The organism is Pseudomonas sp. FP603, assembly GCF_030687415.1.
Taxonomy (GTDB): domain Bacteria; phylum Pseudomonadota; class Gammaproteobacteria; order Pseudomonadales; family Pseudomonadaceae; genus Aquipseudomonas; species Aquipseudomonas wuhanensis.
Genome location: NZ_CP117431.1, coordinates 3,333,408 through 3,350,562, shown reverse-complemented (window position 1 = coordinate 3,350,562; position 17,155 = coordinate 3,333,408). Strand labels below are relative to the sequence as shown.

Here is a 17,155-nt window from a genome sequence, read left to right as displayed (position 1 = left end):
GGACATGAAGCCATGACAACTCATTCGAAAAATATCGCCACCGAAAACGATCCTCGCTGGGCCGCCGTGGTCGCGCGCGATCCCCGCGCCGACGGGCAGTTTGTGTATGCGGTGAAAACCACCGGTATCTACTGCCGCCCCAGCAGCCTGGCGCGTTTGCCGAAGCCGCAGAATGTCGAGTTCTTCGACACCGCCGAACAAGCTCAGGCGGCGGGTTATCGCCCCAGCAAACGAGCGGCGAAAGATCAAAGCGACATCGCCGCACAACACGCCACGACCGTAGCCGCCGCATGCCGTCACATCGAATCCGCCGAGACCTTGCCCGCGCTGAATGAACTGGCGGACGCTGCCGGTCTGAGCAGTTTCCACTTCCATCGCGTGTTCAAGGCCATTACCGGTCTGACGCCCAAGGGCTACGCCACCGCCCATCGTTCACGCAAAGTTCGCGAACGCCTGGCGGATGGAGGCACGGTCACCGATGCGCTGTATGACGCAGGATTCAACTCCAACAGCCGTTTCTATGAAGCAGCGGATCAACTGCTGGGCATGAAGCCCGGCGATTACCGGGCGGCCGGGCAGAACAACGACATTCGTTTTGCCGTCGGCCAGTGTTCTCTGGGAGCGATTCTGGTGGCGCAAAGTGAGCGCGGCGTCTGCGCGATTCTGTTGGGGGACGACCCGCATCAATTGGTCTGTGATCTGCAGGACAAGTTTAGGCGCGCCAATCTGATTGGCGCCGATCATGAGTTCGAGCAGTTGATTGCCAAAGTGGTGGGTTTTATCGAAGCCCCGGCCCTCGGCCTGGACCTGCCGCTGGACGTACGCGGCACGGCGTTTCAGGAGCGGGTGTGGCAAGCCCTACGGGAGATTCCCGCCGGCAGCACCGCCAGTTATGCCGATATCGCTCAGCGCATCGGCGCACCGAAAGCCGTGCGCGCCGTGGCCCAGGCCTGTGGCGCGAACAGCCTGGCGGTGGCGATCCCTTGCCATCGAGTGGTGCGCAGCGATGGCAACCTGTCGGGCTATCGCTGGGGCGTGGAGCGCAAGCGTCAGTTGCTTGAACGCGAGAGCGCGGCTGAATCCTGAATGCCGATATAGACCGCCACGGTCTCCGGGCCGGTGTAGACCTCGAAATCCGTGGCGAACTTGCGGCGAACCTGCGGGTTATCCTCGAAGTAAGCCCAGATCAGGCCCCACGTCTGAATGACGCTGTCGGGCATCGGCCCTTTGGCGCTGAACACCAGGTAATCACCACCTTCAATTTGAATCTGCGCAAAGTCCTCCGAGGGCGCGGTGACCGCTGCACCCGCGGTCACATCGAAGTGGCCAGAAGCGTCGGACTCGTAGTTGGAATAGACGCCGTACATAAAGGAATCCGGCTGTTTGTCGGCGATCTTGTCGAAAACGTCCTCAACGAAAAATTGTTCCCACATAGGGCCGATACGCGCGGTATCGGGCTGCTGTTCTGCGGCATTGAGGGTTCGCACCTGCAAACCCGAGACGCTAAAGGGCAGCACTTCACGCAGCTTTACATCCATTACTGATACTTCCTTCTCTATCTGATGTGTGCCGAGACGATCAACGATTGACGTCGACCACTACCCGGCCGCGCAACTGGCCGGCGAGCAAACGCCGCGCCGCATCGATGGTTTCACTCAAGCCGATTTCGTGACTGATCAGCGGCAGCAAGGCGAAGTCCAGATCCTTGGCCAGGCGATTCCAGGCCACTATCCGCTTGGCTTTGGGCTGGGTCACGCTGTTGATGCCGGCCAGGGTCACACCGCGCAAAATGAACGGCGCGACGGAGGCCGGAAAGTCCATGCCTTGGGCCAGACCGCAGGCGGCGACGGTGCCGTTGGCCCGAGTGCTTGCGCAAGCGTTGGCCAGCGTGTGGCTGCCGACCGAATCGATCACCGCCGCCCAACGTTCCTTGGTCAGCGGTTTGCCCGGCTCCGACAACGTGGCACGGTCGATGATTTCGCTGGCGCCCAGTTGCTTGAGGTATTCGTGCTCGGCGGTGCGACCGGTGGATGCCACCACGCGGTACCCGAGTTTGCTCAGCAGTGTGATGGCGAAACTGCCTACGCCACCGTTGGCGCCCGTCACCAGCACTTCGCCTTGGTCGGGGTTCACGCCGTTGTGCTCCAGCGCCAGGATGCTCAGCATCGCCGTGTAACCGGCCGTGCCAATGGCCATCGCTTGCGCGGCGGTGAATGCTTTGGGCAACGGGATCAGCCAGTCGCCATTCAGGCGAGCTTTCTGCGCCAATCCGCCCCAATGTCCTTCGCCCGCGCCCCAGCCATTGAGCAGGACTTGATCACCGGCCTTGTAGTCCGGATGACCGCTGACTTCGACAGTGCCCGCCAGATCGATCCCCGGCACCATCGGGAATTTGCGCACCACCGGGCTGCTGCCGGTGATCGCCAGGCCATCCTTGAAGTTCAGCGTGCTGTACGCCACACGCACGGTCACATCGCCTTCAGGCAATTGATCGTCATTGATCTCTTGCAGGGTGGCCCGGTAACTGCTGTCGTCCTTGTCGATCAAAATGCCTTTGAACATCACTGCCTCCCGATGGAATCGCTCAGTTGTCGTGCTGTTGAATAACACATGAAAACACATCGCCGTAGCCGACTTTAAGTCAATCCTCAAACTCGACTGGCCTTGCGTCAGTCATTACTGATACAAATTCGCCTCTACCGATGTCGGAGAACACTGCACATGAGTCAATGGCCAGACACCCGCATTCTTGACCTGCTCGGGATCGAACTGCCGATCATTCAGGCCCCTCTGGCTGGCGCGACGACGTCGGCCATGGTGATTGCGGCAAGCAACGCTGGCGGCCTGGGCTCGATGCCCGCCGCGATGCTGAGCATCGAGCAGTTGCGCGAGGAGCTGAAAACGATTCGCCAACACACCCAGCGCCCGTTCAACGTCAATTTTTTCTGCCATCAACCTCCACCGCCCGATGAGCAACGTGCCCGGGACTGGAAGAACCTGCTGGAACCGTACTATCGGGAATTGGGTGTCGATTTCGACGCACCGACGCCGGTGTCCAATCGTGCACCGTTCGATAATGCGGCCTGCGAAGTGCTCGAAGAGTTTCGTCCTGAAGTGGTGAGTTTTCACTTCGGCCTGCCGGAAAAGTCCCTGTTGGATCGGGTAAAAGCCACCGGAGCGAAAATCCTTTCCTCGGCGACTACGGTCGAAGAAGCCGTCTGGCTGGAACAGCATGGTTGCGACGCGATCATCGCCATGGGTTACGAAGCTGGCGGCCACCGGGGGATGTTCCTCAGTGATGACCTGAGTAGCCAGGTGGGGACCTTTGCCCTGGTGCCACAGATCGTCGATGCGGTGAACGTGCCCGTGATTGCAGCGGGCGGGATTGGAGATGCGCGGGGCGTCGCGGCGGCTTTTCTGCTGGGCGCTTCGGCGGTCCAGGTGGGTACGGCTTATTTGTTCACGCCCGAGGCCAAGGTCAGCGCGTCTCACCAGAAGGCGTTGCGCACGGCCAAGGAAAGCGAGACGGCGGTCACCAACATTTTCACCGGGCGCCCGGCACGCGGGATTCTTAATCGGGTGATGCGTGAACTGGGGCCGATGTGTGACAAAGCGCCGGCCTTTCCCTTGGCGGGCGGTGCGTTGATGCCGTTGCGGGCCAAAGGGGAAGCGGATTTCAGCAACCTTTGGGCGGGGCAGGCGTTTACGCTGGGCGTTGAAATGAGTTCGGCAGAGTTGACCCGGCGGTTGGCGGATGAGGCGTTGGCCAAACTGACTCATCGCTAAACAGCGACCAACAAAAACCTGTGGCTAGGGGGCTCCCTCGCCACAGGAAGCCCCTCTAGCCACAAGTAGCCCTCCTTACCACAAATCCGGTGCCAGCCTGCTCTCTGCATTCGGCAAGTTCCGTTTACAGGCAATCCGCTATATATTCCGCTATATAGCGTTTAACTCGCCTACCACGGAGCCGTTTCATGACCATTCGTGCCTCACGTTTTGCCCCCGCGTGCCTGTTCACCGTGTTCGCTTTCGGATCCGCCCAGGCGGATGAAGTCCAGGTCGCCGTTGCCGCCAACTTCACTGCGCCGATTCAGGCCATCGCGGCCGATTTCGAGAAAGACACCGGGCACAAATTGGTCACGTCCTTTGGTGCAACCGGCCAGTTCTACACCCAGATCAAGAACGGCGCGCCGTTCGAAGTGCTCCTCTCGGCAGACGACACCACCCCGCAAAAACTCGAGGCAGAAGGCGACACGGTCAAAGGCTCACGCTTCACCTATGCCGTCGGCACTCTGGCGCTGTGGTCGGCCAAGGCCAGTTACGTCGACACCAAGGGCAAGGTGCTGAGCGACAATCAGTATCAGCATCTGTCCATCGCCAACCCGAAAGCTGCCCCGTATGGCCTGGCCGCCACTCAAGTACTGGCCAAGCAAGGCCTGACCGACAAGGTCAAAGACAAGATCGTCGAAGGCCAGAACATCACCCAGGCCTACCAATTCGTCTCCACCGGCAATGCCGAACTCGGTTTTGTGGCCTTGTCGCAGATCTACAAAGACGGCAAAGTCACCAACGGTTCGGCCTGGATCGTTCCGACCGACCTGCATGACCCGATCAAACAAGACGCGGTGATCCTCAATAAGGGCAAGGACAACCCGGCCGCCAAGGCACTGGTTGACTACCTAAAAGGTCCGAAAGCCGCCGCTGTCATCAAATCCTACGGTTACCAACTCTAAATGACGCTATCGAGTGCCGATTATTCCGCCATCTGGCTGACCCTCAAACTGGCGTCCCTGACGACCGTGATCCTATTGGTCATCGGCACTCCGATTGCGTTATGGCTGTCGCGCACCCGCTCCTGGCTGCGCGGCCCGGTCGGGGCGATCGTCGCCCTGCCCCTGGTGCTACCGCCCACAGTGATCGGCTTTTATTTGTTGCTGGCGCTCGGCCCGAACGGCTGGATCGGTCAGTTCACCCAATCGCTGGGCCTTGGCACCCTGACCTTCAGTTTTGCGGGGCTGGTGATCGGCTCGGTGCTGTACTCGATGCCGTTCGTGGTCCAGCCACTGCAAAATGCTTTTTCTGCCATCGGCACTCGCCCACTGGAAGTGGCTGCCACCTTGCGCGCCAATCCCTGGGACACGTTCTTCAGCGTGATTGTGCCGCTGGCCCGCCCCGGTTTCATCACCGCGGCCATTCTCGGTTTTGCCCACACCGTCGGCGAGTTTGGTGTGGTGCTGATGATCGGCGGCAACATTCCCGACAAGACCCGCGTGGTTTCGGTGCAGATCTACGATCACGTCGAAGCCATGGAATACGCCCAGGCTCATTGGCTGGCCGGGGCGATGTTGGTGTTTTCTTTTGCAGTATTGCTGGCGCTCTACTCCAGCCGTAAAACCAAAGCGGTCTGGAGCTGATCGATGATTCATACGCGCTTGAAACTGAATTATTCGGGATTCTCCCTGGATGTGGACCTGCAACTGCCCGGCCGCGGAGTGACGGCGCTGTACGGCCATTCCGGCTCGGGCAAAACCACCTGCCTGCGCTGCATCGCCGGTCTGGAACAGGCCGAGCAGGGTTTTATTCAGGTCAACGATGAAGTCTGGCAGGACAGTGACAAAGGGATTTTCGTCCCGCCACATAAACGCGCCTTGGGTTACGTCTTCCAGGAAGCCAGCCTTTTTCCACATCTGTCGGTGCGGGCCAATCTTGAGTTCGGCCTCCGGCGCATCCCTCGCCAACAGCGCCGGGTCGACATGACCCATGCCACCGAGTTGCTGGGGATTGGTCATTTGCTGGGCCGTGATCCGCAGAACCTTTCTGGCGGCGAACGCCAGCGGATCGGCATCGCTCGCGCCCTGCTTACCAGCCCGAAACTCTTGTTGATGGACGAACCGCTGGCGGCGCTCGATACCCAGCGTAAAAACGAAATACTGCCTTACCTGCAACGGCTGCACGATGAACTGGACATCCCCGTACTGTACGTCAGCCATTCCCAGGATGAAGTCGCGCGGCTCGCCGACCACCTTGTCCTGCTCAGCAACGGCAAGGCTTTGGCCAGCGCCCCCATCGGCGAAACCCTGGCCCGGCTCGATCTGCCGCTGGCGCTGGGCGACGACGCTGGCGTGGTGATCGAAGGGCACGTCAGCGCCTATGACGCCGACTACCAGTTGTTGACCTTGCAACTGCCCAACACGGAGCTAAGCATTCGGGTCGCCCATTCGCCGATGGCTGAAGGCCAGGCACTGCGCTGCAAGGTCCAGGCGCGGGATGTCAGCCTGAGCCTGCAAGGTGTCGAGCACAGCAGCATTCTCAATCGTCTGCCGGTCACGGTGATCAGTGAAATCGGCGCCGATAACGCCGCTCACGTACTGATCCGCCTGAACGCGGCCGGTACACCGCTGTTGGCGCGGATTACCCGCTATTCGCGGGATCAATTGGGCGTGCACCCCGGACAGCAACTCTGGGCGCAAATCAAAGCGGTGGCGGTGCTGGCATAAAATCTGTCGGCACTCTTTAGGCACCCCGGCAACAGTGCGCGGTCAATGGCTTAACGCCCCATGATTCGTCGCCCAGGATTGCCCGTCATGCCAGATACCGCGTTGCCTGATGTTCTGCCGTCCGACCTGCATTACGTCGATGACAGCCAGCCCGGCATCAGCCGCAAGATCCTGCGTGGCAAGTTTTGCTACTTCGACCCGGCGGGTCAGCGCATTACCGATCCGGATGAAGTCAAACGCATCAATGCACTTGCGGTGCCGCCCGCCTACACCGATGTGTGGATTTGCCCCGACCCGCGCGGTCATCTGCAAGCCACCGGCCGCGACGCTCGCGGCCGCAAGCAATACCGTTATCACCCGCGCTGGCGGGAAGTGCGCGATGCCGACAAATACTCGCGCTTGCGGGACTTCGGCCTGGCCCTGCCGAAACTGCGTAAACAGCTGGAAGCGCTGCTGGCCGCGCCCGGCTTCAGCCGCGACAAAGTCATGGCCACGGTGATTACGTTGCTCGATGCGACGCTGATCCGGGTCGGCAATACGCAATACGCCCGGGACAATCGCTCCTATGGCCTGACGACCCTGCGCAACCGTCATGTCGAGGTCAACGGCAGCGCGATCCTGTTCCAGTTTCGTGGCAAGAGCGGCATCGAGCACCAGATCACCGTAAAAGACAGGCGGCTGGCGCGGATCATCAAGCGTTGCCTGGAAATCCCCGGGCAAAACCTCTTTCAGTATCTGGACGAAAACGGCGAGCGGCACACCATCAGTTCCTCCGACGTCAACGCCTACTTGCAGACGCTGACCGGTGCCGATTTCACCGCCAAGGACTACCGCACCTGGGCCGGCAGTGCGCTGGCGTTGGCGGTGCTGCGCAAGTTGCAGTGGGAATCGGAAGCCGACGCGAAGCGGCATGTGGTGGAAATGGTCAAGAGCGTCGCCCGGCAACTGGGCAATACCCCGGCGGTTTGCCGCAAGTGCTACATCCACCCGGCGGTGGTCGATGGTTTTATGCAGGGCGCATTATCCGAACTGCCGCGATCGAGGGGGCGTAAAAGGCTCAGGGCCGAAGAAGTCGCGCTGGCAGTGCTTCTGGATAAACTTATCGAGACGGCGGAAACACCGTAAGACCTCTTCGAGGCGAACTAAACCGACGAACTGACCTGCCCTTTTTTTGCGTGATTGCAAAGGGCTTCTATGCTTGATCTGAATACGAATAGCTTCGGTGACGCCATGGAAGACATTTTCGTTGTGAAACGCTGCAACAAGATCATTGTTCATGGTCGCCGGGCTGGAGAACCCGATCACCCACCACCCGACGCTGCCGTCTGGTATCGCATCGCCGATACCCGCACTCGCGGCTTCATCGGTGACGGCTTCGATCTTGAAGAAGATGCCGCCCGCGAGTGTCGGCGGCTTAACGCGGTCAGCTCGCCAAAGTCCCGGCAGGCCTGAAGCTGACCTGTTTTATTTCCGGGTCTATACTCAAAGGAGCTGAAGGATCAGCGACCCATCGGCAGAAAGCTCGCTCCCCGCGGGCTTTTTGTTGCCCTTTACCCGATTTCTTTGAACGGAGGTGTATGTCATGTCCGAGAAAGAGTCCATCACCACCCTGCTCACCCTGCTTGACTCCCGTCAGGCGCGCCTTGCCGCAGCGTGCAAGGAAATCGCCGATTGGGTCGATAATCAAGGGGGGCATCCGACAGCCCTCAGGATTCGCGATCGTCTGAATGACATCGAGAAAGACACGCCGCAGATTCGCAGCGCGCTGTCTTCACTCAAACCTGTCGAGCCGCCGCTGCCTCGTTTCAGATGAGTCGACCAAGGTACTCAAACCAGGGACAGAGCCCGAGTCAGGACGCCTGATCGGTGACATTATCGTCACCAGGCTTATTCCTGTCTGCGCTACACACCCACCCGGCCAGGTTTGCCGGGCTTTTTTTGTTGTGCCCTTTGCCATTTCACACCGTCTTCACAATTCCCCCTTTACAGTGCACCCACTCCTTTCAAGAAATCCCCTGGCCCGCCCGCATGCGGGCCTTTTTTTGCCTGCTATATAACGAACGAACGCCCTCGCCCGCCTGTCGAACGATTACACATCACGAAGGAGATACCCCATGGTCACTCACTTCAAAATCGGCGGGCACCTGGCCTGTGGACACAAAGGCAGCAACCTGACTTCAAGCAGCATACTGACCCGCGTCAAATGCAGAAGCTGCCGCAATACCGATGCGTTCAAAGAAGCACGCAAAGCCGAACGCAACGCTGCACGTCGGGCCGCACGCAAGGCCAAAGCCAGCCACACCGCCAATGACTGGCGCGCGGCCTGGACTCAGCGGCTGATCGAAATGCCCGGTTTGCAAAGACTGCCGCGTGGTTTTACCGGCCAGCCATTCGTGTAGCTGACTCCTTGATCCCCACACGGGGCGCTATAGGTGGAGGAAATACCGATGAACAGACTTCTTCTGATTCTGATCGTCTGCCTGTGTCCCACGTGGGTGATGGCGCAAGGGGGCGACGTCAAAACCCGGTCCCAAAGCCCTTCAGTTCCCGTGATCGAAACACACTCCTGCTATGAATACGAAGGCATGCCTGTGGACTCTATTGACTGGTCCTGCAGCAATGAGAGCAAGGAAATGCTGACCAGCACCAAGAAAAAAGTCGCGCAGTGCGGCGATCACTATCGGGCCACCTGCCTGGGCACACTGACTGCAGAGGCGCTGGCCAACCCTCAAGCCATCAGCAAAGACAAGAACAGCAAACCACTGAACATTCCCGACAATGCCCAGGTCATCACGTATTACTACAGCGTCGAGAACCTGCCGCAGGCCAAGATCGATTGCGAAACCGGTGGCGGGAAATGGACGGAGAAGTAGCTGTTTTATGAGCTGAAGGTACTCATGGTCGCCGGTGCCATGATTTCACCCAGCGACATGCGCTTGTACGCCTCGACCAGGCGCCGGCCCTCGTCGGGCGCGCAAGAGATGGCCAATCGCATGGTCGCCTCACCCAGGTGCCAAATCAAAAAGGCGGCATCGGTTACTTGCTGCCCATCGCTGCCGGGAAACACCCGCAACATCGCATCGGCCAAAGAATGCTGGCACCACAGCGACCTGCTGACCGAGCTATTTGGCGAAGAGTGGCACTACCCTGCTGGCGATCGTGCCAAAGAGGAAAACCACAAGTTTACATATCTGCGGAGAGTCGTCGAAGCAGTACAGGGAGCGCTTCACCAGGAAAAGCAGCAGGTGGCAGCCTGACCAACCCCTCACCTTTGTCATGTGCTCTCCAAAATTAATTGATGCTTTGTAGTCTCGTCACGTGTAATCGCAGGCACTTGGCCCGGCCGAGAGTGGATCCTCAAATATTGCTGCGTACGCTCAGTGTCAAAGACCTGATCTGCCGCCTCCATCTCGTCAATCAACTGCCGATCGACTGAGTAGTAGCCACAGCTCGGACATTTAAACTCATCAAAACTGCCTACTGGATAAGCTTTCTCGGCGCTATCACCACATACGACGCAGACGGTGATGCTCATACACACCTCCTTCTAAATGATCTATCAACTGTAGTTGATCTCGCCTCAATCAACCTTTGCACCGCCCGGGTATGACCCGGCATAGGACGCCCCATGCCCACAGAAAACAAAATCGCTGCCGTCGGCATGACGGTTGTAAATGCCCATGATCTAACTGAAACCAAGGAGGCTGTATGAACGAGTGGACAAACGAAATGAGCGACAAGGCCATCTACGCAGTGATGGAGCGCTGCGGGATGCTTCAGAACGAATCGGGCTGGTTCATCCTTTCAATCCACGACGCCGAGGATGGCCCTGTTTGCATCTGGGGCCGACGGGTGACGCCATGATCATTACAGTGGAGCTCACTTACTCCGCTGACTCCATCCGATCAACATAAACGCGGCTCCCGGAATCCAGAGTCCAGGGCTTTCAACACCCAAACCGCAGACAAAGAGTGACATCCCTACTACGAACAGCGGCTTTCTAAATGCATTTTCCATAATTTCTACCACTCCTTTTAAGAATCACTCCCATTAAATCATAAAGCCTGCCGGTCGGTGGGCGAGGAATCCCCATGACCAAAGAAAATGAGTACGACTAACAAATCAGCCCACTGGTCCACCAGATCATACGCAACCGCAAGGGCAAAAAAGCTTCGCCAACCAAGTGAATTGCGGACCAACTCCAAAATAGCGGACCAGAAACAAACAAGGGTTTGCATTAGCTTTCGCCCGCAAACCCTTGATTTTAGATGGTGCCCGAAGCCGGAATCGAACCGGCACGCCCTTACGAGCGGGGGATTTTAAGTCCCATGCGTCTACCAGTTTCGCCATTCGGGCGGTAGCGCGGTAAAGCAGTCTGAAGACTGACCAATAACGATCTGGCAGTTCTGACGCTTGTGCAACAGAGGTGGAAATATATACATCCCGCCCCGGTGAAGCAAGTTCGCAAAGATCCTTTTCAAGACTAAATCTTGCAAGGTTGCGAAAATAAAAAAGCTCCGTAGATCATGGATCTACGGAGCTCGTTTAAAGTGGAGGCCGAAGTCGGAATCGAACCGGCGTAGGTGGATTTGCAATCCACTGCATAACCATTTTGCTATTCGGCCTCAAACATCTGATGTCAGTAGCACAACATCAAACGTGTAAACTCATATCTGGAAACAAGATTCTAATCTAGTATCCAACCCTTTGAAATCTAAGGGGTTTTCGTGTTCCCTAAGCAGGAATGGACGCAATTCTGGACTGGTTCGAAAGGCATGTCAAGAACTGGAGAAAAATAATTCGAGATGCGCGATCCCCAATACCCGGTCGCTTTCGAGCCTAACACTTCAGCGCCACAGAAAACGCTACCTATCGCAAGATAGGTGTTGGCTTTTGTGCCCCAAAAAGATCGCAGCCCTTCAATGACTGACCGCCACCACCCGTTGCAACCGCTGCCGATACTGACTAGGCGTCTCTTGCATTTCATGCCGGAAATGCCGATTGAAATTCGACAAGTTGGCGTAACCCACTTCAAAGCAGATATCGGCAACGCTGAAACTGCTTTGCGCCAGAAGACGGCAGGCACGCTGGACTCTCAGTTTGCGCGTCAGGTCGACGAAGGTATGGCCAGTGGCGCGCTTGAAGAATTTGGAGAAAGCCGGTTCATTCATGTCCAGGCGCTGGGCGATGACGGACATCCGCAGCTCATCCGCGAGATCGTTGAGGATGTAGTCGAAGACAATGCTCATGCGCTGGGCCGTCAATGCGTCGAGCATCGGCGCATATTGTAGGCTGGCAAGCGTCTGTCTTTCACTTTCGGGGGCCGATGCCAGCAACTGCAGCAACGACAGGAACAGGCACAATCGCTGCAATCCTTGGCACTGGCCCATGTCTTCCAGCAGTCGGGCCGCTTTCTTGCGGGTAATGCCGTGAAACTGGATGCCCTGGGCCGCTTGGCGAAACAGGTTTTGCAATTCGCTGAGTTCAGGGATCTTGTCGCGCAGTTGCATCAGCATCTGACCATCGAATTGCAACACGACGTCGCGGCCGGCAATCACCTCCCCTTTGCCCAGATCGCTGATCCAGTCGTGTGGCAGACCGGGGCCGATCAGGGCGACGTGGCCGGCCTCGAACAGGCCAATGTAGTCACCGGCCAATAGCCGGCCGCTGCCTTCGCGGATCAGGTGGATCTCGAATTCCGGATGATGGTTCCAGCGAGCAAGGTCGAAGGGATAGTCATGCTCATACCAACGAAAGCTTTGCTGGGGCTCGTTCAGAATGACTTCAAGCGCTGGCGGCTTGTCTGCGGTTACGTGATGGTTCATCACCCTGGCGATTCCATTTTTGTTGGTTTTATCAAGGCTACCGCGAAGCCCGGGACGAGTCGAAGCTGCTTCGAGACTCTACGGCGCTGTTGTCAGACTCCCCCTAAACAGACAGTAAGCCTAGCGCGCTGTATGGCGGCCACTGATACTTTTTTCCATGCTCCTGCGTGGTTAAAAAAGTATCAGTGGCACGTATGCCGTTCATTTGTTCACCGCTTGGGTTGCTGTAATCCTGTGGTCATCCCGTTGCTGCAATGACTCGCACCGTGGATTACAACAACAATAAGAGCCTCTGCCGCCCAAGGCGCAGAGCGGAGAACACGATGAAGATCATTCCAAGCGCGTTTTTTCTGTCCGCCGGCCTGTCCTCTGCCCTGCTCTGCCAGGCTGCCGAAACGGTGACCATCGCCACCGTGAACAACAGCGACATGATCCGCATGCAGCGGCTGTCCAAAACATTCGAACAGCTGCACCCTGACGTGAAGCTCAACTGGGTGGTACTCGAAGAGAACGTGTTGCGTCAGCGCCTGACCACTGACATTGCCACTCAGGGCGGTCAATTCGACGTGCTCACCATCGGTACTTACGAAACGCCGCTGTGGGGCGCCAAGCATTGGCTGGAACCGATAAAAGACCTGCCCGCCAGCTATGACCTCGAGGATATTTTCCCCTCGGTTCGTCAGGGACTGTCGGTCAACGACACCCTCTACGCCCTGCCGTTTTATGGCGAAAGCACCATCACCTATTACCGTACCGACCTGTTCAAGGACGCCGGCCTGACGATGCCCGCGCACCCGACCTGGACGCAGCTCGGCGAGTTCGCCGGCAAGCTGCATCAGCCGGATAAAGAGCAGTATGGAATGTGCCTGCGCGGCAAGGCCGGTTGGGGTGAAAACATGGCCCTGCTGACCACCATGTCCAACGCCTTCGGTGCACGCTGGTTCAACGAGCAGTGGCAGCCGCAACTCACCGGGCCGCAATGGACCGCCGCCGCCAACTTCTACGTCAACACCCTCAAGCAGTACGGCCCGCCGGGGGTTTCGAGCAATGGTTTCAACGAGACGCTGGCGCTGTTCAACAGCGGCAAATGCGCGATTTGGGTCGATGCCAGCGTCGCCGGCTCTTTCATCACCGACAAAACCCAAAGCAAAGTGGCTGACAATGTCGGTTTCGTCGCAGCACCCACACAAGTCACCGATAAGGGCTCGTCCTGGCTCTATGCCTGGTCGCTGGCCATCCCGGCGACGTCCAAACACAAGGAGGCCGCCAAAGCCTTTGTGACGTGGGCGACCTCCAAGGAGTACATCCAATTGGTCGCCGAGAAGGATGGCATCACCAACGTACCGCCAGGCACGCGGATGTCCACCTATAGCGATGCCTACTTGCAGGCCGCGCCCTTCGCCAGTGTCACGCTGAAAATGATGCAGCACGCCGACCCTGCGCACCCGTCAGTCCAACTCGTGCCTTACGTCGGTATTCAGTACGTGACCATTCCTGAGTTCCAGGCCATCGGCACGTCGGTCGGCAAGCTGATGTCTGCGGCGCTTACCGGGCAGATGCCGGTGGAACAGGCTCTGGCCTCGGCCCAGCAAACCACCGAACGCGAGATGAAGCGTGCTGGTTATCCCAAGTAGCAACGACTTGACGCAATCACTGTGGGAGCGGGCTTGCCCGCGAAGAGGCCGGCACATTCAACATTGATGTCGTCTGACACGCCGTCTTCGCGGGCAAGCCCGCTCCCACTGGGTTCTTTGCAGACGGACGACCGCTTTTAATGCCCTCAACGGGGCGTCTCTATAGCTCTTATGAATGGATGGGAACAATGAAACGTTTAGAAGGCAAAAGCGCCCTTATCACCGGTTCTGCCAGAGGCATCGGGAGAACGTTCGCGCAGGCCTATATCCGCGAAGGCGCTACGGTCGCGATTGCAGACATCAACCTGGAACGGGCGCAAGCCACCGCGGCCGAGCTGGGGCCGAATGCTTATGCGGTCGAGATGGACGTGACTGATCAGCAATCAATCGAAGGCGCTATCGCAGCGGTCATCGCTACCACAGGCAAGCTCGATATCCTGATCAACAACGCGGCACTGTTTGATCTCGCGCCGATTGCGGAGATTTCTCGCGACAGCTACGAACGTCTGTTCTCGATCAACGTGTCCGGGACTCTGTTCACGCTACAGGCCGCGGCCAGACAGATGATCCGCCAGGGCCACGGCGGCAAGATCATCAACATGGCCAGTCAGGCCGGTCGGCGCGGTGAAGCGCTCGTCGCGGTGTATTGCGCGACCAAAGCCGCAGTGATAAGCCTCACGCAATCGGCCGGTCTCAATCTCATTCCCCATAACATCAACGTGAACGCCATCGCGCCGGGCGTGGTGGACGGCGAGCATTGGGATGGCGTCGATGCGCTGTTCGCCAAATATGAGAACCGGCCGCTCGGGGAAAAGAAAAGGCTGGCGGGTCAGGAAGTACCCTACGGACGCCTGGGCACGGCAGATGATCTTGTCGGTATGGCGATTTTTTTGGCATCGGCCGAGAGCGAGTACATCGTGGCGCAGACTTACAACGTCGATGGCGGCAACTGGATGAGCTGACTGGCCCCAAGGAACAGGGCCAGCCAATGCTTCAAAGGCGAAACCGATCCACCGATTGCGAAAGCTGGCCCGCCAAGGTGGACAGCTCATCGGTGGTCGAGGCGGTCTGGTTGATGACTTTGCTGTTGCCTTCGGACATGCCGGCAATCATTTCCACCTGATGGGCGATTTCGTTACTGGCCAGGCTCTGTTCACCGATCGTGCGGCTGATGTCATTGACCAACTCAGTGGTGTTGAGGGTGGCCTGGAGGATTTCGCGGATGGCACGCTCGACATCGGCGGTCACCGCCATGCCTTTGTCGACCTGTGCAACGCCCGCTTCCATGCTGGTGACCGCCTCGCGGGTACTTTGCTGGATGCGCGCGACCATGGCGGCGATTTCCTGGGTGGAGGCGCTGGTACGGCCCGCCAGGCTGCGCACCTCATCGGCCACCACGGCAAAACCACGGCCCTGTTCACCGGCGCGGGCGGCCTCGATGGCGGCGTTAAGCGCCAGCAGGTTGGTTTGATCGGCGATGCCCTTGATCACCTGAATGATGCTGAAAATCCCCTCAGACTCTTTGTCCAGGGTGCGGATCACCTGGGCCGACTGCTGCGCCGAACGCGCAATACCGTCCATGTCGCTGACCACCTGATGGATCACGCGACCGCCGTCCTTGGCCAGTTCCTCGGCCTGGTTGGCCATGTCCAGTGCGCGCTCGGCATGCCGGGTGATTTCCTCGATGCTCGCGGTCATCTCACTGGCGGCTGCGGCCATGGTGCTGGCGGCGACGCTTTGTTGCTGGCTGCTGCCCGCGACCTGATGGCAGCCGCTGCTCAATTGCTGGCTCATGCCACTGACGCCATGGGCGTTGCTGCGAACCACCTCGATCATGCCGCGCAGATCGCGCTGCATGATCGCCAGGCTGCGAATCAAGTTGCTGGCTTCGTCCATGCGGGTGGGTTCGACAATAGGTTCGCTCAAGTTGCCATGGGCGATGCTCTCGGCAATGCGACTGGCGATCTGCAACGGCCCCATGATGCTCAGGATGACCCAGCGTCCTTGGGCGAGCAGCAGTAACAAACTGGCGATGAGGACGGTGCCGAGGGTGAAGTTGGCACTGCTGATGGCTTGTTGAGTGCCTGCGCTGGTCTGTTGAGTGTTGGTTTCGATCAGCTCGCTGAGAGCGCCCATCTGGTCTTCCAGCTGGCTGAACGCGGTATTGAACGTGCCGAGTTGCTGCTGTGCGGTATCCGGGTTTTCCAGCGCCAGCCCGACAATGCGTTCGGCGGCACTGATGTACGTATCAAGGCTGGGCTTGATCTTGTCCAGTGCTGCCTTGAGGGTGTCGTTGACCGGCAGCTTGAGGTTATCACCGAGCACTTCACGGAAATGCGCCGCATGTTCATCGATGGAGCTACGGACCTCGGCCTTGCTGCTGGTGCTTTTGCCCAACCCGACCAGCATCGCCGACAGCACATCCGCGCGCAGCGCATCATGCATCATGTCGGCTTCGAGGTGGTTGCGCAGCGCGGTCATGCTGACCTCGTTGTCACTCACCGCTTCAGCCATCCGGATATTCCCCAGATAACTGACCAGGCTCACGATCAGGGCCGTGAGCAAACTGGTGCCGATCAACAAGATCAAACGTAATTTTATGGACACTCGATGAATCCCCTTGGCGGCATTTGCATGGTCAACTGTTGGGGTTATCGACTGTTCCAACCGGTTACTTAAGCTTTTTTCCACTCAAACCGTTTTTTGCGACCTGCGGTATACGCGGGCTCAATGCCCGCGAATGTAGTGCTCAAGCTGGCGAATCAAATCCGCCTGCTCGACGATGGCTTCCTTGACCAGATCGCCAATCGACAACAGACCGATCAGTTCGCCGCTCTCCAGTACGGGCAGATGGCGCAAATGACTGTCGGTCATGACCGCCATGCAGCGCTCGATGCTCTGCTGACTGTCGACGGTCACCACCGGCGCGCTCATGATCTCGCGCACTGGCGTACCGACTGAAGAACGGCCCTGTAGCACCACCTTGCGCGCATAGTCGCGCTCGCTGATCACGCCGACCACCTGCCCGTCTTCAATGACGGGCAACGCGCCGACGTTTTTCTCGGCCATCATTTTCAGGGCATCGAGAACCATCTGGTCCGGTGCGATGCTGTGCACCTGCTGGTTTTGTACGATTTTCAGTTTGAGCAACTGTGCGGCTGTCTTCATCAACGTTCTCCGATACGGTTCAGGGCAGCAA

At 58.4% G+C, this 17,155-nt stretch carries 19 protein-coding genes, 2 tRNA genes and 2 pseudogenes; 13 read left to right on the top strand and 10 right to left on the bottom strand.

The genetic code is table 11. The features are described 5' to 3' along the window. Positions 1-12 precede the first annotated feature (12 nt). Positions 13-1,086 (top strand): bifunctional DNA-binding transcriptional regulator/O6-methylguanine-DNA methyltransferase Ada, encoded by a 1,074-nt coding sequence (gene ada, locus PSH65_RS15470; RefSeq protein WP_305426859.1) that lies wholly within the window; start codon positions 13-15, stop codon positions 1,084-1,086. Here ada and PSH65_RS15465 read toward each other — a convergent pair. Further along, a complete protein-coding gene (locus tag PSH65_RS15465) occupies positions 1,050-1,538 on the bottom strand; it encodes a GyrI-like domain-containing protein (protein WP_305426858.1) in 489 nt (162 codons plus the stop codon). The genes ada and PSH65_RS15465 overlap by 37 nt on opposite strands. A gap of 40 nt (positions 1,539-1,578) precedes the next feature. Then, the gene (locus tag PSH65_RS15460) at positions 1,579-2,562 is read right to left on the bottom strand and encodes an MDR family oxidoreductase (RefSeq protein ID WP_305426857.1); all 984 of its coding nucleotides are present in this window, start codon (positions 2,560-2,562) and stop codon (positions 1,579-1,581) included. Positions 2,563-2,721: 159 nt separating this feature from the next. Between PSH65_RS15460 and PSH65_RS15455 the strand changes: the two genes are divergently transcribed. The 9 genes from PSH65_RS15455 (at position 2,722) to PSH65_RS15415 (ending at position 9,370) form a co-directional block, all read left to right on the top strand. After that, positions 2,722-3,786 carry a nitronate monooxygenase family protein gene (locus tag PSH65_RS15455; RefSeq protein WP_305426856.1) on the top strand — a complete coding sequence of 355 codons (1,065 nt, stop codon included), beginning with the start codon at positions 2,722-2,724 and terminating at the stop codon, positions 3,784-3,786. A gap of 188 nt (positions 3,787-3,974) precedes the next feature. Beyond that, positions 3,975-4,733: a molybdate ABC transporter substrate-binding protein gene (gene modA / locus PSH65_RS15450; protein ID WP_305426855.1), complete on the top strand. Its 759-nt coding sequence runs from the start codon at positions 3,975-3,977 to the stop codon at positions 4,731-4,733. Then, entirely contained in the window at positions 4,734-5,414 is a 681-nt protein-coding gene (gene modB, locus PSH65_RS15445; RefSeq protein WP_305426854.1) for a molybdate ABC transporter permease subunit, read from the top strand. It begins immediately after the preceding gene. Between the two features lie 3 nt (positions 5,415-5,417). After that, positions 5,418-6,497 carry a molybdenum ABC transporter ATP-binding protein gene (modC, locus tag PSH65_RS15440; protein WP_305426853.1) on the top strand — a complete coding sequence of 360 codons (1,080 nt, stop codon included), beginning with the start codon at positions 5,418-5,420 and terminating at the stop codon, positions 6,495-6,497. Between the two features lie 87 nt (positions 6,498-6,584). Then, positions 6,585-7,622, top strand: coding sequence for a DNA topoisomerase IB (locus tag PSH65_RS15435; RefSeq protein WP_305426852.1), 1,038 nt, complete (start codon positions 6,585-6,587; stop codon positions 7,620-7,622). A 69-nt stretch (positions 7,623-7,691) separates the two neighbouring features. Beyond that, positions 7,692-7,949, top strand: a complete 258-nt coding sequence (locus tag PSH65_RS15430; protein WP_305426851.1) for a hypothetical protein — start codon at positions 7,692-7,694, stop codon at positions 7,947-7,949. A gap of 130 nt (positions 7,950-8,079) precedes the next feature. Next, the gene (locus PSH65_RS15425; protein WP_008012835.1) at positions 8,080-8,310 is read left to right on the top strand and encodes a hypothetical protein; all 231 of its coding nucleotides are present in this window, start codon (positions 8,080-8,082) and stop codon (positions 8,308-8,310) included. A gap of 301 nt (positions 8,311-8,611) precedes the next feature. After that, on the top strand, positions 8,612-8,896 hold the full coding sequence (locus PSH65_RS15420; RefSeq protein ID WP_305426850.1) for a hypothetical protein: 285 nt from the start codon (positions 8,612-8,614) through the stop codon (positions 8,894-8,896). Between the two features lie 48 nt (positions 8,897-8,944). Then, positions 8,945-9,370 carry a hypothetical protein gene (locus PSH65_RS15415; RefSeq protein WP_305426849.1) on the top strand — a complete coding sequence of 142 codons (426 nt, stop codon included), beginning with the start codon at positions 8,945-8,947 and terminating at the stop codon, positions 9,368-9,370. 5 nt (positions 9,371-9,375) lie between these two features. On the opposite strand, the pseudogene PSH65_RS15410 reads toward PSH65_RS15415, so the two are convergent. Next, positions 9,376-9,585: pseudogene (locus PSH65_RS15410) on the bottom strand (TetR/AcrR family transcriptional regulator); the annotation flags it as partial. A gap of 186 nt (positions 9,586-9,771) precedes the next feature. Further along, positions 9,772-10,032 (bottom strand): hypothetical protein, encoded by a 261-nt coding sequence (locus tag PSH65_RS15405; protein WP_305426848.1) that lies wholly within the window; start codon positions 10,030-10,032, stop codon positions 9,772-9,774. Between the two features lie 173 nt (positions 10,033-10,205). Here PSH65_RS15405 and PSH65_RS15400 point away from each other — a divergent pair, with 173 nt between their 5' ends. Continuing rightward, positions 10,206-10,361, top strand: coding sequence for a hypothetical protein (locus PSH65_RS15400; RefSeq protein ID WP_305426847.1), 156 nt, complete (start codon positions 10,206-10,208; stop codon positions 10,359-10,361). Positions 10,362-10,766: 405 nt separating this feature from the next. On the opposite strand, the gene PSH65_RS15395 is transcribed toward PSH65_RS15400, so the two are convergent. The 3 genes from PSH65_RS15395 to PSH65_RS15385 form a co-directional block, all read right to left on the bottom strand. Further along, a tRNA-Leu gene (locus PSH65_RS15395) sits at positions 10,767-10,853 on the bottom strand. A 195-nt stretch (positions 10,854-11,048) separates the two neighbouring features. Further along, positions 11,049-11,122 (bottom strand) — tRNA-Cys (locus tag PSH65_RS15390). 294 nt (positions 11,123-11,416) lie between these two features. Further along, complete coding sequence (locus PSH65_RS15385) at positions 11,417-12,322, bottom strand: AraC family transcriptional regulator (protein WP_305426846.1); 906 nt, start codon at positions 12,320-12,322, stop codon at positions 11,417-11,419. A 323-nt stretch (positions 12,323-12,645) separates the two neighbouring features. On the opposite strand from PSH65_RS15385, the gene PSH65_RS15380 reads away from it, so the two are divergent. Then, complete coding sequence (locus PSH65_RS15380; RefSeq protein WP_305426845.1) at positions 12,646-13,956, top strand: sugar ABC transporter substrate-binding protein; 1,311 nt, start codon at positions 12,646-12,648, stop codon at positions 13,954-13,956. Between the two features lie 188 nt (positions 13,957-14,144). Beyond that, positions 14,145-14,918 carry an L-iditol 2-dehydrogenase gene (locus PSH65_RS15375; RefSeq protein ID WP_305426844.1) on the top strand — a complete coding sequence of 258 codons (774 nt, stop codon included), beginning with the start codon at positions 14,145-14,147 and terminating at the stop codon, positions 14,916-14,918. 31 nt (positions 14,919-14,949) lie between these two features. Here the strand turns inward: PSH65_RS15375 and PSH65_RS31840 are convergent, their stop codons facing one another. The 3 genes and pseudogenes from PSH65_RS31840 to PSH65_RS15365 all read right to left on the bottom strand — a co-directional run bounded on the left by PSH65_RS31840 (position 14,950) and on the right by PSH65_RS15365 (position 17,124). Continuing rightward, entirely contained in the window at positions 14,950-15,603 is a 654-nt protein-coding gene (locus PSH65_RS31840) for a methyl-accepting chemotaxis protein (RefSeq protein ID WP_370694703.1), read from the bottom strand. 438 nt (positions 15,604-16,041) lie between these two features. Further along, positions 16,042-16,563 (bottom strand): annotated as a pseudogene (locus PSH65_RS31835) (MCP four helix bundle domain-containing protein); the annotation flags it as partial. Positions 16,564-16,683: 120 nt separating this feature from the next. Beyond that, positions 16,684-17,124, bottom strand: a complete 441-nt coding sequence (locus PSH65_RS15365) for a CBS domain-containing protein (protein WP_305426842.1) — start codon at positions 17,122-17,124, stop codon at positions 16,684-16,686. Positions 17,125-17,155 lie beyond the last annotated feature (31 nt).

Bases quoted from the DNA above. Each gene is read 5' to 3' on its own strand.
- ada (WP_305426859.1), top strand. From the start codon at position 13: ATGACAACTCATTCGAAAAATATCGCCACCGAAAACGATCCTCGCTGG.
- PSH65_RS15465 (WP_305426858.1), bottom strand. From the start codon at position 1,538: ATGGATGTAAAGCTGCGTGAAGTGCTGCCCTTTAGCGTCTCGGGTTTG.
- PSH65_RS15460 (WP_305426857.1), bottom strand. From the start codon at position 2,562: ATGTTCAAAGGCATTTTGATCGACAAGGACGACAGCAGTTACCGGGCC.
- PSH65_RS15455 (WP_305426856.1), top strand. From the start codon at position 2,722: ATGAGTCAATGGCCAGACACCCGCATTCTTGACCTGCTCGGGATCGAA.
- modA (WP_305426855.1), top strand. From the start codon at position 3,975: ATGACCATTCGTGCCTCACGTTTTGCCCCCGCGTGCCTGTTCACCGTG.
- modB (WP_305426854.1), top strand. From the start codon at position 4,734: ATGACGCTATCGAGTGCCGATTATTCCGCCATCTGGCTGACCCTCAAA.
- modC (WP_305426853.1), top strand. From the start codon at position 5,418: ATGATTCATACGCGCTTGAAACTGAATTATTCGGGATTCTCCCTGGAT.
- PSH65_RS15435 (WP_305426852.1), top strand. From the start codon at position 6,585: ATGCCAGATACCGCGTTGCCTGATGTTCTGCCGTCCGACCTGCATTAC.
- PSH65_RS15430 (WP_305426851.1), top strand. From the start codon at position 7,692: ATGCTTGATCTGAATACGAATAGCTTCGGTGACGCCATGGAAGACATT.
- PSH65_RS15425 (WP_008012835.1), top strand. From the start codon at position 8,080: ATGTCCGAGAAAGAGTCCATCACCACCCTGCTCACCCTGCTTGACTCC.
- PSH65_RS15420 (WP_305426850.1), top strand. From the start codon at position 8,612: ATGGTCACTCACTTCAAAATCGGCGGGCACCTGGCCTGTGGACACAAA.
- PSH65_RS15415 (WP_305426849.1), top strand. From the start codon at position 8,945: ATGAACAGACTTCTTCTGATTCTGATCGTCTGCCTGTGTCCCACGTGG.
- PSH65_RS15405 (WP_305426848.1), bottom strand. From the start codon at position 10,032: ATGAGCATCACCGTCTGCGTCGTATGTGGTGATAGCGCCGAGAAAGCT.
- PSH65_RS15400 (WP_305426847.1), top strand. From the start codon at position 10,206: ATGAACGAGTGGACAAACGAAATGAGCGACAAGGCCATCTACGCAGTG.
- PSH65_RS15385 (WP_305426846.1), bottom strand. From the start codon at position 12,322: ATGAACCATCACGTAACCGCAGACAAGCCGCCAGCGCTTGAAGTCATT.
- PSH65_RS15380 (WP_305426845.1), top strand. From the start codon at position 12,646: ATGAAGATCATTCCAAGCGCGTTTTTTCTGTCCGCCGGCCTGTCCTCT.
- PSH65_RS15375 (WP_305426844.1), top strand. From the start codon at position 14,145: ATGAAACGTTTAGAAGGCAAAAGCGCCCTTATCACCGGTTCTGCCAGA.
- PSH65_RS31840 (WP_370694703.1), bottom strand. From the start codon at position 15,603: ATGGCCAACCAGGCCGAGGAACTGGCCAAGGACGGCGGTCGCGTGATC.
- PSH65_RS15365 (WP_305426842.1), bottom strand. From the start codon at position 17,124: ATGAAGACAGCCGCACAGTTGCTCAAACTGAAAATCGTACAAAACCAG.